Genomic DNA, 16,700 nt, shown 5'->3' on the forward strand with positions numbered 1-16,700 from the left:
TCAGTCATAACCATGTAGGAGCGAGCCGGGCCACGCTTCGCTTGCTCGCGAAGGCTGACTGACAGAGGCATAAATCTCCGGCGATTGTCCCTGCCTCTTCGCGAGCAAGCTCGCTCCCACAAGATCAGCGCTGCTGCAGAACATCTAGGTGGCTCGAAAACACCCCCGACCTGCGGGAGTGTTCCACAGGGCTTGAAAACACGGCGGACCTGTGGGAGTGAGCTTGCTCACGAAGAGGCCGGTGCAGTCGCTGAAAATCTATATATCGTGACTACGCCTTCGCGAGCAAGCTCCCACAGGAATATCCAGGGGGTACCTTTAAAGCGGCGCCACGCCATGTCTCTGCAGCGCCCATTCCACATGTTCTCTGACCAGTTCCGACGGGTAGTCGCGCCGTGCTTGCAGGGCCTCGATCACCGGGATGGTAGAGGGCGCGTTGCCCAGCCCCACGGCCAGGTTGCGTAGCCAGCGCTCATAACCCGCCCGGCGCAGTGGCGAGCCTTCGGTGCTGCCGAGGAATTTCTCTTCATCCCAGAGGAACAGCTCGGCCAGCCCGGCATTGTCCAGATTGTGGCGCGGCTGAAAGTCGCTCTGCTCGGTTGGCCGGGCGAAGCGGTTCCACGGGCAGACGATCTGGCAATCGTCACAGCCGAACACCCGGTTACCAATCAACGGCCGCAGCTCTTCGGGAATCGCCGTCTTCAGCTCGATGGTCAGGTAGGAAATACAGCGCCGCGCATCCAGCACATAAGGCCCGACAAACGCCGCAGTCGGGCAGATGTCCAGGCAGGCTGTACAACGACCGCAGTGTTCGGTCGCATGGGGCGCATCCACCGGCAGCGGAATATCGACAAACAGCTCGCCAAGAAAGAAGAAGCTGCCCGCCTTGCGGTTGAGCACCAGCGTGTTCTTGCCGATCCAGCCCAGCCCGGCCTGTTCGGCGATGGCCTTTTCCAGCACTGGCGCGCTGTCCACGAAGGCTCGAAAGCCAAACGGCCCGATGGCCTGCTGAATACGCTCGGCCAGTTGCTGCAGGCGCTTGCGGATGAGTTTGTGATAATCACGGCCCAGCGCGTAGCGTGAGACGTAGGCTTTTTCCGGCTCGGTCAGGCGCTGCGCCATCTCGGTGTCGCCCGGCAGATAATCCATGCGCAGCGACACCACGCGCAGCGTTCCCGGCACCAGCTCATCGGGGTGGGAACGTTTGCTGCCATGGGCTGCCATATAGTCCATTTCCCCGTGATAGCCTGCATCGAGCCAGCGTTGCAGATGCTGTTCGTGCTCTGCCAGGTCCAGGCCGCTGATCCCGACTTCCTGAAAGCCCAGCTCACGCCCCCACGCCTTGATTGAAACGGCAAGGGCGGCAAGATCATCGGAAGTGGGAAGTACAGCAGTAATAGCGGACATGCGCAGAGAGAAACCGGGGCCAAGGTGCGTATAATTCTGCCAGACATCGGAGCCCATAGACGCATGTTCGACACTAAACCTCATTTACCCGACGCGCTGTACAGCGCTGCGCAGGTCCGCGACCTCGACGCACGGCTGATTGCGGCCGGTACACCCGGCCTGGAATTGATGCTGCGTGCCGCGCAGGCGTTGTGGCACACGCTACTTCGGCGCTGGCCTCAGGCCAACGAGCTGACCGTATTGACCGGGCGTGGTAACAACGCCGGTGACGGGTATCTGGTGGCTGCAATGGCGCACAAGGCCGGCTGGCAGGTCAGGGTGCTGGCCGTCGGCGACCCGGCTGCACTGACCGGTGATGCTGCGGCGGCGCATGCTGCGGCTTTCGGTATTGATATTCAGGCATGGGCCGGGCAGTCGCTGGCCGGTGTCGTGCTGGATGCCTTGCTCGGTACCGGGCTCGACGGCGAGGTGCGCGAGCCCTATGTCTCGGCCATCAAGGCTGTCAACGACAGTGGTCTGCCCGTCGTGGCGGTGGATATTCCGTCTGGCTTGAGCGCAGATACCGGCCAGACGCTGGGTGTCGCGGTGCGTGCCGATGTGACCGTTACGTTCATCGGCCTCAAACTGGGGTTGCTGACGGGGGATGCGGCGGATCTGGTGGGTGAGCTGATTTTCGACGACCTGCGAGCAGACCCGGCGCTGGTGGCGCAGACGCCGTTCAGCGCGAAACGCCTCGATAAACACAACCTGCCACATCTGGCAGCGCGTCCGCGGACCGCTCATAAAGGCATGTTTGGCCGCGTGCTGGTCATCGGTGGCGATCACGGTTTTGGTGGTGCAGCGTTGCTCAGCGCCGAAAGCGCCCTGCGCAGCGGTGCAGGCATGCTGACGCTGGTCACACGGCCCGAGCACGTTGCGGCCGCCCTGACACGCATGCCGGAAATCATGAGCGCGGCAATTCATTCGGCCAACCAGCTGATGGGCTTGATCGAGCCAGCCAGCGTGCTGGTGGTCGGCCCCGGGCTGGGGCAGGCGGCCTGGGGGCGCAGCCTGCTGTCGGCAGCTGCCAATGCGGATCGTCCGCAGGTGTGGGACGCCGATGCGCTGAATATGCTGGCCGACGGGCTGGTCAGCCTGCCCAAAGGCAGTGTCATCACCCCGCATCCGGGCGAGGCGGCACGCTTGCTGGGCGTGGGCATCAAGGAGGTTCAGGCGGACCGGGCCGCTGCAGTACGAGCGCTGGCGCGTAAATTCGATACGGTTTGTGTGCTCAAGGGCTCCGGCAGCCTGATTGCCGACGCGCACGGGCAACTGGCGCTGTGCGACCGCGGTCATCCGGCCATGGCCACTGCGGGACTGGGTGACGTGCTGGCCGGATTGATCGGTGCGTTGATGGCGCAGCATCTCAAGCCATTCGACGCGGCCTGTCTGGCGGTATGGCTGCACGCAAGCGCCGGTCAGAAAGTCGGCGAGTACGGTCGCGGGTTGGCCGCCAGCGATATTATTCCTGCCATTCGTCAGTTACTGGAGGAGCTGCAACCGTGTCAGATTTAACGCTGCATGTGGTTGGCGAAGAGGCAATGATGGATTTTGGTGCACGCCTGGCCAAGGTTACAGAAGGCCTTGGCGTCATCTTTCTGGATGGCGATCTGGGCGCTGGAAAAACCACGCTTTCGCGGGGATTGATTCGCGGCTTCGGGCATGCCGGGGCTGTCAAGAGTCCTACTTTCACGCTGGTCGAGCCGTACGAAATCGGTGCGATAAAGGTCTTCCACTTTGATCTTTACCGGCTGGTCGATCCTGAAGAACTCGAGTTCATGGGCGTGCGTGATTATTTCGACGGCGATGCACTTTGTCTGATTGAATGGCCCCAACGCGGTGCAGGCTTTTTGCCAAAGCCCGACCTGACCATTACCATTGTGCCGCACGGTGAAGGTCGGTCCGTGATATTGAGCCCGCTGGGCTCGCGTGGCGAACAGTGGTGTGCCACTTTGGCTTTGGAATTCAAATAGATATGGGGTTAGGTATGCGCATGCGCGCGCTGGTTACTGTAGTGGGTCTGCTGTTGATGGCCATGGCTGTCGAGGCGGTTGCCGCTACGCAAGTACGAAGTGTCCGCTTATGGCGAGCGCCGGATAACACACGTCTGGTCTTCGACCTGACGGGGCCGGTTCAGCACAGCCTGTTTACCCTGACTTCGCCTGACCGTCTGGTGATCGATATCAATGGTGCGACGCTCGGCGGACCCTTGAACGTACCCACGGCCAATACGCCGATCAGCAGCATGCGTTCTGCGCAGCGCACACCTACCGACCTGCGCGTGGTCATCGACCTGAAAAAGGGTGTGACCCCGAAGAGCTTCACGCTGGCGCCCAACCAGCAATACGGCAACCGTCTGGTGGTCGACCTGTACGACAATGCCGCCGATGCCAACCCCACGCCGGTGATTCCCGACACCGCTGCCAACACCGCACCCGCAGTTCCGGTCAGCCCGGCCAAGCCTGAAATCAAGCTGACCCCGGTGCCGAATGGCAAGCGCGATATCGTTGTGGTGATCGATGCCGGGCACGGCGGGGAAGACCCTGGTGCCTCGGGCGGCGCCGGTCAGAAAGAGAAAAACGTGGTGCTGTCGATTGCCAAGGAGTTGCAGCGCCAGGTGAATGCCGAGAAAGGCTACCGTGCCGAACTGACGCGGACCGGCGACTACTTTATTCCGCTGCGCAAACGTACCGAGATCGCCCGCTCCAAGGGCGCTGACCTGTTTGTGTCGATCCACGCCGACGCCGCGCCGTCTTCCGCTGCGTTCGGCGCATCGGTGTTCGCCCTGTCTGATCGTGGCGCCACTTCCGAAACCGCCCGCTGGCTGGCGGACAGTGAAAACCGTTCTGACCTGATCGGTGGGGCCGGCGCAGTCAGCCTCGATGACAAGGACCGCATGCTCGCGGGGGTGTTGCTGGACTTGTCCATGACCGCCTCGCTGTCTTCGAGCCTGAACGTTGGCCAGAAGGTATTGAGCAATATTGGCCGCGTGACCTCGCTGCACAAGGCACGCGTCGAGCAGGCGGGCTTCATGGTGCTCAAGTCGCCGGATATCCCGTCGATTCTGGTGGAAACCGGCTTTATCTCCAACGCCAATGAGGCCAACAAGCTCGGTTCTGCGTCGCATCAGCAGGCGCTGGCGCGTTCGATCACGTCGGGTGTCAAGCAGTTCTTCCAGCAGAACCCGCCGCAGGGCACCTACATTGCCTGGCTGCGTGACAACGGCAAGCTGGCCCAGGGGCCGCGCACTCATGTCGTTCGTTCCGGCGAAACCCTGGCCATGCTTGCTGCACGCTATGACATGAACATCGCCACTTTGCGCAGCGCCAACAATCTGAAGTCCGATGAATTGAAGATCGGCCAGGATCTGCGTATTCCAAGTTCCGAGGTGGCGACTCAGTAATGACCGATCTCCTGCTCGACGGCACCGAAGCCGATAACGCTCAGACTGCCCTGAACGCAGCACGCATCGAACTGCTCAGTCCGCGTCTGGCCAACCAGATTGCGGCGGGCGAAGTTGTCGAGCGTCCGGCTTCGGTGATCAAGGAGTTGCTGGAAAACAGCCTCGATTCCGGCGCGCGGCGCATCGATGTCGACGTCGAGCAGGCCGGCATCAAATTGTTGAAAGTGCGCGACGATGGCAGCGGCATCTCTTCGGACGATCTGCCGTTGGCGCTGGCACGCCACGCGACCAGCAAGATTCGCGACCTGGAAGACCTCGAGCGGGTCATGAGCCTGGGGTTTCGCGGCGAAGCGCTGGCTTCGATCAGCTCCGTGGCACGCCTGACCCTGACCTCGCGCACCCGCGACGCCGATCAGGCATGGCAGGTCGAAACCGAAGGTCGTGACATGGCGCCACGCGTGCAGCCGGCCGCGCATCCGGTAGGCACCTCCGTTGAAGTACGCGACCTGTTCTTCAACACGCCCGCCCGGCGCAAGTTTCTGAAAGCCGAGAAAACCGAATTCGATCATTTGCAGGAAGTCATCAAGCGCATGGCGCTGGCGCGTTTCGACGTGGCCTTCCATCTGCGGCACAACGGCAAGACCGTGCTGAGCCTGCATGAGGCGCATGACGACACCGCCAGAGCGCGACGTGTCTCGGCAATCTGCGGGCCGGGCTTTCTGGAGCAGGCGCTGCCGATCGAGATCGAGCGCAACGGCCTGCATTTGTGGGGCTGGGTCGGGCTGCCGACCTTCTCGCGCAGCCAGGCCGACCTGCAATATTTCTTCGTGAATGGCCGGGCAGTGCGCGACAAGCTGGTCGCCCACGCGGTGCGTCAGGCGTATCGCGACGTGCTGTTCAATGGCCGTCACCCGACTTTCGTGCTGTTCTTCGAGGTCGACCCGGCCGCTGTGGACGTCAATGTTCACCCGACCAAGCATGAAGTGCGCTTCCGCGACGGGCGCATGGTGCATGACTTCCTGTATGGCACGCTCTACCGTGCGCTGGGCGATGTGCGCCCTGAAAATCAGTTGGGTGGCAGTGTGCCGGTTGTCGCCGAGACGCGCCCGAGCGGGCCTGAAGCGGGCGAATTCGGGCCGCAGGGTGAAATGCGTCTGGCCAACAATGTGCTGGAGCAGCCCCAGGGCGAGCCTTTTGCCCGGCCTGCTGCCGCTGGCGGCGCTGGCAGCGGTTATCAGTATCAATACACGCCTCGGCCCACCGCTGGCGTGCCGGTCGCCGAAGCGCAAAGCGCCTACCGTGAATTCTTCGCGCCGCTGCCCAGTGCCGCGCCCGCGTCGCTGCCTGAATCGCCCGGTGATATTCCGCCGCTGGGTTATGCGCTGGCGCAGCTCAAAGGTATCTACATTCTTGCTGAAAATGCTCACGGCCTGGTGCTGGTGGACATGCATGCCGCTCACGAGCGGATCATGTACGAGCGCCTTAAAATAGCCATGGCCAACGAAGGCCTGAGCGGCCAGCCATTGCTGGTGCCCGAGTCCATCGCGGTTAGCCAGCGTGAAGCGGACTGCGCCGAAGAACACCTTGCGACCTTCCAGCGCCTGGGCTTCGAACTGCAGCGGCTCGGCCCGGAAACCCTGGCGATCCGCCAGATCCCTGCGTTGCTCAAGCAGGCCGAGGCCAACCGGCTGGTCAGCGATGTGCTGGCCGACCTCATGGAATACGGCACCAGCGACCGGGTGCAGGCGCACATGAACGAGCTGCTCGGCACCATGGCCTGTCACGGCGCGATTCGTGCCAATCGGCGTCTGGCCATCCCGGAAATGAACGGCCTGCTGCGTGACATGGAAAACACCGAGCGCAGCGGGCAATGCAACCACGGTCGTCCTACCTGGACCCAGATGGGTCTCAATGACCTGGATAAATTATTCCTGCGCGGTCAATGAATGAACGCTTTACCTCCGGCCATCTTTCTCATGGGGCCTACCGCTGCAGGCAAGACCGACCTTGCGATAGAGCTGACCAAAGTGCTGCCCTGCGAGTTGATCAGCGTCGATTCTGCGCTGGTCTATCGCGGCATGGACATCGGCACCGCCAAGCCGTCGAAGACGCAGCTGGCTGAGCATCCTCACCGTCTGATCGACATTCTCGACCCGGCGCAAAGCTACTCCGCAGCCGATTTTCGCAGTGACGCTCTGGCGGCCATGGCGGAAATTACCGCACGCGGAAATATTCCTTTGCTGGTCGGCGGCACTATGTTGTATTTCAAGGCTCTATTGGACGGGCTGGCGGATATGCCGGCGGCCGATGCACAGGTCAGGGCGCAGCTTGAGGCGGATGCACAGGCCTTCGGCTGGCAGGCATTGCACGATCAGTTGGCGGTGGTCGATCCCGTTTCGGCGGCACGTATTCACCCCAACGATCCGCAACGGCTGATCAGGGCGCTTGAGGTGTATCGCGTCAGCGGAATGAGCATGACGGCACATCGCGAGCAACAAACTGCGCAAAGTACCGAAGCAGCCGCATCAGGGCGCCAGCAATTGCCCTATACTGTCGCGAACCTTGCCATTGCTCCGGCTGATCGCAAGGTGCTGCACCAACGCATCGCGCTACGTTTCGAGCAAATGCTGGATCAGGGGTTTCTGGACGAAGTACTGGCATTGCGCTCAAGAGGTGACCTGCATTCGGGGTTGCCATCGATAAGAGCCGTCGGTTATCGCCAGGTCTGGGATCACCTGGATGGGAAACTGACACGGGATGAAATGCAGGAGCGCGGCATCATTGCGACGCGCCAGCTGGCCAAAAGGCAGTTCACCTGGCTACGTAGCTGGGACGACCTGCACTGGCTGGACAGCCTGGCCAGCGACAATCTGTCGCGCGCCTTGAAATACCTGGGATCGGTCTCCATATTGAGCTGAGTCCCTGCAATAGCCGTCTATCCTTGGGGGGTGGTCGGTCAAGCAAATCGAATTCGATTTATTATTTTATTGATCCTTAAAGGAGTGCGGCACATGTCAAAAGGGCATTCGCTACAAGACCCTTACCTGAATACCTTGCGTAAAGAGAAGGTCGGGGTATCGATCTATCTGGTCAACGGTATCAAGCTGCAGGGTACGATCGAGTCTTTCGACCAGTTCGTCATTTTGCTGAAGAACACGGTCAGCCAGATGGTCTACAAACACGCCATTTCCACCGTCGTACCGGTTCGTCCGATCCGCCTGCCAAGCGCTACAGACGCTGACGGCGCGGACGCCGAGCCAGGTAACGCCTGATAGGAGTCTGCCTTGTTCTTTGAGCGCCACAGTGGTGGTGAACGTGCAATTCTCGTTCATCTGGATGGTCAGGACCCTGAGGCGCGCGAAGATCCGCAGGAGTTTCAGGAATTGGCCATCTCGGCCGGTGCCGATACCGTTGCGTTTATCAACGTGCCGCGTCATCGGCCTTCGGCCAAGTATCTGATCGGCTCTGGCAAGGTCGAGGAGCTTCGCGATCAGGTCAAGGCTGAGCAGGCCGATCTGGTCATCTTCAATCACACCCTCACGCCCAGTCAGGAACGCAACCTCGAACGCGTTTTCGAGTGTCGTGTGCTTGATCGTACCGGTCTGATTCTCGATATCTTTGCGCAGCGGGCGCGTACTCATGAGGGCAAGCTTCAGGTCGAACTGGCCCAGCTTGAACACATGAGTACCCGTCTGGTCCGTGGCTGGACTCACCTTGAGCGACAGAAAGGTGGTATCGGCCTGCGCGGTCCGGGTGAAACCCAGCTCGAAACCGACCGACGTCTTCTGCGGGTTCGCCTGCGGCAGATCAAGGGACGGCTGGAGAAGGTTCGCAGCCAGCGTGATCAGGCCCGTCGCGGGCGTCGTCGCGCGGATATTCCATCGGTTTCACTGGTGGGGTATACCAACGCCGGCAAATCCACCCTGTTCAACTCGGTAACCGATTCGGATGTGTTCGCGGCGGACCAACTGTTCGCCACGCTCGATCCGACCTTGCGTCGTCTGCAGCTCGATGACCTGGGTCCTATCGTGCTGGCCGATACCGTGGGCTTTATTCGCCACCTGCCGCACAAGCTGGTCGAGGCCTTTCGCGCGACGCTTGAAGAATCGAGCAACTCCGATTTGCTGCTGCATGTGATCGACTCCCACGAGCCGGATCGCATGTCGCAGATCGAGCAGGTGATGGCGGTGCTCGGCGAGATCGGAGCCGAGGGCTTGCCGATCCTCGAGGTCTATAACAAACTCGATCTGCTTGAAGGCGTAGAGCCTCAGATACAGCGCGATGCCGACGGCAAACCGCAGCGTGTCTGGGTGTCTGCCCGTGATGGTCGAGGGCTTGATCTGCTCAAACAGGCTATCGCCGAATTGCTCGGCGACGATCTGTTTGTCGGCACGCTGCTTCTGCCTCAAAGTCTTGCCCGGCTGCGTGCCCAGTTCTTTGAACTGGGTGCGGTGCAGAGCGAAACGCATGACGAGGAAGGTGCCAGCGTGCTGGCCGTACGACTGCCGCGCGTTGAACTCAATCGACTGGTGAGTCGCGAAGGATTGCAGCCGCTGGAGTTCATCGAGCAACACACTTTGCAATAAAAGCACGAGAAAGCCGTTGTACGGCTTTCCCGAGCATTCTGTAGCATTGGTCGGCGCGCCGCGGGCGCGTCTTTGCTTTATCAGATGGAGAGCGCTATGGCTTGGAATGAGCCGGGTGGCAACTCGAATAATCAAGATCCCTGGGGTGGCAAACGCCGTGGCGGCGACCGCAAGGGACCACCTGATCTCGACGAGGCCTTCCGTAAGCTGCAGGAAAGCCTGAAGGGGTTGTTCGGCGGCGGTAACAAACGCGGCAGCGATGGCGGCAGCAGTGGCAGTGGTGGCGGTTCAGGCAAGGGCGGTGGCTTCGGTCTGCTCGGCATCGGGCTTGTCGTACTCGTCGCTTTCTGGCTGTACAGCGCTATCTATGTGGTCGACGAGCAAGAGCAGGCTGTCGTGCTGCGTTTTGGTCAGTACCACGAGACCGTGGGCCCGGGCCTTAACATCTACTTCCCGCCGTTCGATCGCAAGTACATGGAGAACGTGACTCGCGAGCGTGCCTACAGCAAGCAGGGCCAGATGCTCACCGAAGACGAGAACATCGTCGAAGTGCCGCTGACCGTGCAGTACAAGATCAGCGATCTTCAGGCGTTCGTGCTGAACGTCGATCAGCCTGAAATCAGCCTGCAGCACGCGACTGAAAGTGCGTTGCGTCATGTCGTGGGTTCCACGGCGATGGATCAGGTCCTGACTGAAGGCCGCGAACTGATGGCCAGCGAAATCAAGGAGCGTCTGCAACGCTTCCTCGATACCTACCGCACCGGTATCACCGTGACCCAGGTGAACGTGCAGAGCGCCGCCGCGCCGCGTGAAGTGCAGGAAGCCTTTGATGACGTGATTCGCGCCCGTGAAGACGAGCAGCGTGCACGTAACCAGGCTGAAAGCTACGCCAATGGTGTGATCCCGGAAGCCCGTGGTCAGGCTCAGCGTATTCTTGAAGATGCCAACGGTTATCGCGATGAAGTGGTTTCGCGCGCCAAGGGTGAGGCGGATCGCTTTACCAAACTGGTTGCCGAGTACCGCAAGGCACCTGAAGTCACCCGCCAGCGTCTGTATCTGGACACCATGCAGGAAGTCTTCAGCAACACCAGCAAGGTGCTCGTGACCGGCGACAAGGGGCAGAACAACCTGCTTTACCTGCCGCTCGACAAGATGATCGAGAGCAGCCGCAGCAGTAACGGCAATGGCTCCAATTCAGGTACGCCATCGCAGTCGGCCAATGATGCTGCCGCTGCTGCTGCCGCTGCCCGGGCGAATGAGGCTCAGCAGCGTGGTGAAGTACGTACCAGGGAGACTCGCTGATGAGTAACAAATCACTGATCACCCTTATTGTCGGCGTGGTACTGGCGGTCATTGCCTGGAACAGCTTCTACATAGTGTCCCAGACCGAACGCGCTGTTCTGCTGCAATTCGGTCGTGTGGTCCAGGCTGACGTTCAGCCGGGTCTGCATGTGAAGGTTCCTTACGTGAACCAGGTGCGCAAGTTCGACGGTCGTTTGCTGACCCTCGATGCACCGACTCAGCGCTTCCTGACACTGGAAAAGAAAGCGGTCATGGTCGATGCCTACGCCAAGTGGCGTGTGAAGGATGCGGAGCGTTTCTACACCGCGACTTCCGGCCTCAAGCAGATCGCCGACGAGCGTCTTTCGCGTCGTCTGGAATCCGGCCTGCGTGACCAGTTCGGCAAGCGCACCCTGCACGAAGTCGTGTCGGGTGAACGAGACGCGCTGATGGCGGATATCACCGGTTCGCTGAACCGCATGGCCGAGAAAGAACTGGGGATCGAAGTTGTGGATGTCCGGGTCAAGGCCATCGATCTGCCGAAGGAAGTGAATCGCAGCGTTTTCGAACGTATGAGCACCGAGCGTGAGCGTGAAGCCCGCGAACACCGTGCCAAGGGTAACGAGCTGGCTGAAGGTATCCGTGCCGACGCCGATCGTCAGCGTCGTGTGCTGCTGGCCGAAGCCTATCGCGAGGCGGAAGAAGCGCGTGGTGATGGTGATGCCCAGGCTGCCGCGATCTATTCCAAGGCGTATGGTCAGGACCAGGAGTTCTACGCGTTCTATCGCAGCCTGCGTGCCTACCGCGAAAGCTTTGCGAACAAGAGCGACGTGATGGTGCTTGATCCGAACAGCGAATTTTTTCGCTACATGGAAAAAGCCAAGCCGTAATTAATCACCCCGCCGGGCGGCAAAACCGCCCGGTGGGGTGAACGTACGGTGAAACGTGTGTATCATGCGGCAGCCGGGAAATTCCCGGCTTTTTTGCGTCTGCACGATTGATTGGCCGTATCTGAATCGGAACGCGGCAAGATTTTTCGAGGAAAGTGGTCTGCAAGGCCTGTCTCGGGCATTTGTCGTGCCCGTCATACGGCGCATCACTTTCTGCTTCACTCAAGGTCGGCCTCTAGGCTGGCCGCCTGGATCACAGGGGAATGGCGTAATGGCAACGGTCGACCGCTGGCTGCTACCAGATGGCATCGAAGAAGTACTGCCACCGGAAGCGGCGCGCATTGAAGTAGCGCGCCGTCAGGTGTTGGATCTGTTTCAGAGCTGGGGCTATGAGTTTGTCGTCACCCCGCATATCGAGTATCTCGAGTCCCTGCTGACTGGCGCGGGTTCGGATCTGGATCTGCGCACCTTCAAGGTTATCGACCCGCAATCGGGCCGGCAGATGGGCTTTCGTGCCGACATCACGCCGCAGGTTGCACGTATCGATGCCCACACCCTCAAGCGTGAAGGCCCGAGCCGTCTGTGCTACGCAGGCAGTGTCCTGCATGCCCAGCCGCGTGCGCTGTCGTCCTCGCGCAGCCCCATACAACTGGGTGCCGAGTTGTACGGCGATGCGAGCCCGAGCAGCGACGTCGAAGTCATCAGCCTGATGCTGGCCATGCTGCAACTGGCCGATGTGCCGGATGTGCACATGGACCTCGGGCATGTCGGTATCTATCGCGGTCTGGCGCGCGCCGCCGGCCTGTCGGGTGAAGTCGAGCAGCAGCTGTTCGATGCGCTGCAGCGCAAGGCCATCGATGAGGTGATTGCCCTCACCGCCGATCTGCCGCAAGAGCTGGCAATGATGCTGCGCGCACTGGTTGATCTGTGTGGTGGTCGTGAGGTGCTCGACGCCGCGCGTGATCGTCTGGCCGGCGCGCCGACGCCAGTGCTGGCCGCGCTGGATGACCTGCTGTCGATCGCCGAGCGTCTGGCTGCGCGTTTCCCGCAGTTGCCGCTGTACTTTGACCTGGGCGAACTGCGCGGCTACCACTACCACACCGGTGTGGTGTTCGCGGTATTCGTACCGGGCGTGGGTCAGTCGATCGCTCAGGGCGGTCGTTACGATGACATCGGTGCCGACTTCGGTCGTGCCCGTCCGGCGACCGGCTTTTCCACCGACCTGAAAACCCTGGTTACCCTGGGGCAGGCAGAAATCGTCTTACCGTCTGGTGGCATCTGGGTGCCGGACAGTACGGATGCGGCACTCTGGCAGATGGTTTGCCAGTTGCGCAGTGAAGGTCAGCGTGTGGTTCAGGCGTTGCCTGGGCAGCAGGCGAGCGCCGCGCGTGAAGCCGACTGTGACCGGCAATTGATTCAGCATGGCGAGCACTGGCAGGTAATGCCGCTGGCTTCTTGAGTATTCCTGCCGGCCGCCGCCGGCACCAAGTTTGCGTGAATGAGGACAAGTGTTATGGGTAAGAATGTCGTAGTCCTGGGCACTCAATGGGGTGATGAGGGCAAAGGCAAGATCGTTGATCTGCTGACCGAACATGCTACCGCCGTAGTTCGCTATCAGGGTGGCCACAACGCCGGCCACACGCTGGTGATCGACGGTGAGAAAACCGTTTTGCACCTGATTCCGTCCGGTGTGCTGCGCGAAGGCGTGCAGTGCCTGATCGGTAACGGTGTGGTGGTTGCTCCCGACGCGCTCCTGCGCGAAATCGTCAAGCTGGAAGAGAAAGGCATTCCGGTGCGCGAGCGCCTGCGCATCAGCCCGTCCTGCCCGCTGATCCTGTCGTACCACGTGGCACTCGACCAGGCGCGTGAAAAAGCCCGCGGCGAGTTCAAGATCGGCACCACCGGTCGTGGTATCGGCCCGGCCTACGAAGACAAGGTTGCACGTCGCGGTCTGCGCATCGGCGACCTGTTCCATCGCGAGCGTTTCGCCGCCAAGCTGGGCGAGCTGCTCGACTATCACAACTTCGTGCTGGTCAATTACTACAAAGAGCCTGCCATCGACTTCCAGAAGACGCTCGACGAGTGCATGGAATACGCTGACATGCTCAAGCCGCTGATGCTTGACGTCACCGCTGCGCTGCATGAAATGCGTCGCGACGGCAAGGACATCATGTTCGAAGGTGCCCAGGGTTCGCTGCTGGACATCGACCACGGTACCTACCCGTACGTCACCAGCTCCAACACCACTGCGGGCGGCATTGCCACCGGTTCCGGTTTTGGTCCGATGTACCTGGATTACATCCTGGGCATCACCAAGGCCTACACCACACGCGTGGGTTCGGGTCCGTTCCCGACAGAACTGTTCGACGACGTCGGTGCCTTCCTGGCCAAGCGTGGTCATGAGTTCGGTGCCACCACCGGTCGTGCACGCCGTTGTGGCTGGTTCGATGCCGTCATCCTGCGTCGCGCCATCGAAATCAACAGCATCTCGGGCCTGTGCCTGACCAAGCTGGACGTGCTCGATGGTCTGGAAACCATCAACATCTGCGTGGGCTACGAGAACGAAGAGGGTGCAGTCATCGACGCGCCTACCGACGCTGACAGCTATCTGGGTCTGCGTCCGGTCTACGAGCAGATGCCAGGCTGGAGCGAATCCACGCTGGGTGCCAAAACCCTCGAAGAGCTGCCTGCTGCCGCTCGCGCTTACATCAAGCGTGTCGAAGAGCTGGTGGGTGCGCCTATCGACATCATTTCGACCGGTCCTGACCGCAACGAAACCATCGTGCTGCGTCATCCGTTCGGCTGATACGTCACCGGGCTGTGCCAAAAAGGGTCGCATGTGCGGCCCTTTTTTATTTTCGCGCCGAGGGCCGGGAAGCGCACAAAAGTGAGACTTGTGTCACGGCACGGCGCTTGCTACAAAGATGACAGAAAAGTGCCATCATTTTAGTGGCGCTGAGGGTGGAGGGATTCTCCTGTGTCTGCTGTCTTATCTCTGTTGCAAAGTCGTTTGTTGCGCCCGGTCTTCATTGCCTTGGGCATCGCCCTTTTGGTGCAGGTGGTGGTGGCGGTTGCGCTTACCCGGAGCACGGTCACCGCGCTTGAGGCTGATCTCGCCAGTCGTCTCGGGGTAGATTCGCAACATCTTTCCTCAGAGCTGGAGTCGGCGAGTAGCGAAGTGAGGTCGAGCCTCGATGCGTTGTCAGCCAGCACTCGTCAGCGCCTGAGTGTCGGGCTCTCTACCCGTCTGAAGGACGAGCAGGCTCAACTGCGTGCCACGCTGGAGAAAGACCTTCGCGAGTCCGCGACCGACATGGCTGAACTGCTCGCCGCCGTCGCTCCACGCGCCATGTGGGACAACGACACACCAACGCTTTCCGAATTCGCACGCCGTGCCCAGCGCAATCCCAATGTACTGTTCGTGGTTTATGACGACGCCGCAGGCGAGCACCTTACGCGTTACATGAACCGCGACAATCCGCTGGTCAAGGCCTTGCTGGCCAAGGGCGAAGGCGAGCGGGCGATGGACAAGGTCCTCAATGCGGCGAAAAACGATCCTTCTGTGTATTACGTTGAAGCGTCCATCAGCCCTAACGGTGTGGAGATCGGCAAGGTGCGCATGGGTGTATCCACGGCAACGGTCGAAGAGAATCTTGCCGCCCTGGACAAGCGTTTCGCGACCCTGATCACCAGTGGTGAACAGTTAGTGTCCGACAGCCTTGCCAGTGCCTCGAAAGACAGCTCGACCGCCTTGCGCACGCGTCTGCAGTCGGCTCAGGCGGCAGGGGTGGCGATGACCGCCAACACGCGTGTTGCGGTTCAGGAAGCTGCCGAAACACTGCGCTGGAGAATCGGCATGGGTCTGGCGCTGGTCGGCCTGTGTGTCTTGCTGTTACTGGCGGTGGTGCTCGGACGTCGGGTTGTCAGCAAGCTGCATCTGCTGATCGCGGCACTCAATGACCTGGCGGCGGGTGAGGGTGATCTGACCAAGCGCGTCAAGCTGGACAGTAATGACGAGATTGGTGATATGTCGGCCGCGGTCAACCGCTTCATCGACAAGCTGCAACCTATCGTCCGCGAGGCAGGCGAAGTGGCGCAGCGCACCGGGCAGGAAATCGGTGTCATGAGCGAGCGTAACGCCGGCGCCGATGCGGCGGCCGAATTGCAGCGGGACGAAGTAGCGGCCAGCCTCAAAGCGCTGGAGCAGATGGCCGACGAGGCGCAGTCGGAAAGCCACGCGATGCAGGCGGCTTTGCGTCAGGTTATCGACATCAAGCAGGCGACCGACGAAAACACCCGCACGTCCAGTCAGGTTGGCGGGCTGATCGAAGCGTTGGCGGGGCAGGTCGAGACCGGTGCGCAAGTCATCGAGCGTCTGGCGCAGCAAAGTCAGCAGATCGAGGTGGTGCTGGAAGTCATTCATGGTATTGCCGAACAAACCAACCTGCTGGCGCTGAACGCAGCTATCGAAGCGGCCCGTGCAGGGGAGACGGGCAGGGGCTTTGCCGTGGTGGCCGATGAGGTGCGGGCGCTGGCCAGCAAGACTCAAAGCTCGACGGGCGATATTCAGGAACACATCGTGGCCTTGCAGCGCGGCGCGAAAGAGGCGGTCGCTGCCATCGGCATCGCCGGGCGTCAGGCCAAGGAGGGGCTGGAGGTATTGCGCGACAGCGCCAAGCGCCAGCAGACGGTGCAGGCATCCGTGGAGCAGGTGCATGCGGCCATTGGTCTGGCGACCAAGGCGGCCGTTCATCAGGCTGAAGGTGCCCAGGCGGTGCGTGGTCGGGTAGAGGTGATCCATGCTCAGGCCGAGCGTGCTGCGAAGGCTGTGGTGGAGACGACCGCCAGCGGCAAAGTGCTCGATGGACTGGCTGCACAGTTGAAGGCGAGCCTGGGGCAGTTTCGGGCTTGACGTGTTGAGCGTTTTTGGAAAAAGGTCTGGTTTATACCCTGGTCTGCGGGGGCGCCCAGCACGATGGTTGACAAAGTGCTGACATCGTAGCGAAGCGTCGCGGACTTATTTTCAAGGACACGAAGTTGGTTGTGTCTGGCTAATCGCAAGAAGTCTATTTTTAAAACGTCAACCTGTTACTT

At 60.9% G+C, this 16,700-nt stretch carries 13 protein-coding genes; 12 read left to right on the forward strand and 1 reads right to left on the reverse strand.

Annotated elements, in window-relative coordinates; translation table 11 throughout:
* Window positions 1–318: 318 nt before the first annotated feature.
* Window positions 319–1,407 (reverse strand): tRNA epoxyqueuosine(34) reductase QueG, encoded by a 1,089-nt coding sequence (gene queG / locus AC54XV_RS02875; RefSeq protein ID WP_011266491.1) that lies wholly within the window; start codon window positions 1,405–1,407, stop codon window positions 319–321.
* Window positions 1,408–1,470: 63 nt separating this feature from the next.
* Here queG and AC54XV_RS02880 point away from each other — a divergent pair, with 63 nt between their 5' ends.
* The 12 genes from AC54XV_RS02880 (at window position 1,471) to AC54XV_RS02935 (ending at window position 16,518) form a co-directional block, all read left to right on the forward strand.
* Entirely contained in the window at window positions 1,471–2,961 is a 1,491-nt protein-coding gene (locus tag AC54XV_RS02880; protein ID WP_058822303.1) for a bifunctional ADP-dependent NAD(P)H-hydrate dehydratase/NAD(P)H-hydrate epimerase, read from the forward strand.
* Window positions 2,949–3,419 carry a tRNA (adenosine(37)-N6)-threonylcarbamoyltransferase complex ATPase subunit type 1 TsaE gene (gene tsaE, locus AC54XV_RS02885; protein WP_024660843.1) on the forward strand — a complete coding sequence of 157 codons (471 nt, stop codon included), beginning with the start codon at window positions 2,949–2,951 and terminating at the stop codon, window positions 3,417–3,419. Before AC54XV_RS02880 ends, tsaE begins: the two co-directional genes overlap by 13 nt.
* Before the next feature lie 2 nt (window positions 3,420–3,421).
* Window positions 3,422–4,849 (forward strand): N-acetylmuramoyl-L-alanine amidase, encoded by a 1,428-nt coding sequence (locus AC54XV_RS02890; RefSeq protein ID WP_197709718.1) that lies wholly within the window; start codon window positions 3,422–3,424, stop codon window positions 4,847–4,849.
* Window positions 4,849–6,795 carry a DNA mismatch repair endonuclease MutL gene (gene mutL, locus AC54XV_RS02895; RefSeq protein WP_096104632.1) on the forward strand — a complete coding sequence of 649 codons (1,947 nt, stop codon included), beginning with the start codon at window positions 4,849–4,851 and terminating at the stop codon, window positions 6,793–6,795. The genes AC54XV_RS02890 and mutL overlap by 1 nt, the downstream gene beginning before the upstream one ends.
* Window positions 6,796–7,767: a tRNA (adenosine(37)-N6)-dimethylallyltransferase MiaA gene (miaA, locus tag AC54XV_RS02900; RefSeq protein WP_011266496.1), complete on the forward strand. Its 972-nt coding sequence runs from the start codon at window positions 6,796–6,798 to the stop codon at window positions 7,765–7,767.
* A gap of 93 nt (window positions 7,768–7,860) precedes the next feature.
* Complete coding sequence (hfq, locus tag AC54XV_RS02905) at window positions 7,861–8,121, forward strand: RNA chaperone Hfq (protein ID WP_002551819.1); 261 nt, start codon at window positions 7,861–7,863, stop codon at window positions 8,119–8,121.
* Between the two features lie 12 nt (window positions 8,122–8,133).
* A complete protein-coding gene (gene hflX / locus AC54XV_RS02910) occupies window positions 8,134–9,435 on the forward strand; it encodes a ribosome rescue GTPase HflX (protein ID WP_002551820.1) in 1,302 nt (433 codons plus the stop codon).
* Window positions 9,436–9,531: 96 nt separating this feature from the next.
* Entirely contained in the window at window positions 9,532–10,737 is a 1,206-nt protein-coding gene (gene hflK / locus AC54XV_RS02915; RefSeq protein WP_003366313.1) for an FtsH protease activity modulator HflK, read from the forward strand.
* Window positions 10,737–11,606, forward strand: coding sequence for a protease modulator HflC (gene hflC, locus AC54XV_RS02920; protein WP_024638303.1), 870 nt, complete (start codon window positions 10,737–10,739; stop codon window positions 11,604–11,606). Before hflK ends, hflC begins: the two co-directional genes overlap by 1 nt.
* 271 nt (window positions 11,607–11,877) lie before the next feature.
* Window positions 11,878–13,065 (forward strand): ATP phosphoribosyltransferase regulatory subunit, encoded by a 1,188-nt coding sequence (locus tag AC54XV_RS02925; protein WP_024638302.1) that lies wholly within the window; start codon window positions 11,878–11,880, stop codon window positions 13,063–13,065.
* Between the two features lie 54 nt (window positions 13,066–13,119).
* Window positions 13,120–14,412 (forward strand): adenylosuccinate synthase, encoded by a 1,293-nt coding sequence (locus tag AC54XV_RS02930; RefSeq protein ID WP_003366319.1) that lies wholly within the window; start codon window positions 13,120–13,122, stop codon window positions 14,410–14,412.
* A gap of 171 nt (window positions 14,413–14,583) precedes the next feature.
* The gene (locus AC54XV_RS02935) at window positions 14,584–16,518 is read left to right on the forward strand and encodes a methyl-accepting chemotaxis protein (RefSeq protein ID WP_496717825.1); all 1,935 of its coding nucleotides are present in this window, start codon (window positions 14,584–14,586) and stop codon (window positions 16,516–16,518) included.
* The last annotated feature ends 182 nt before the right edge of the window (window positions 16,519–16,700 follow it).

It is taken from the genome of Pseudomonas fragariae (ex Marin et al. 2024), assembly GCF_059621105.1.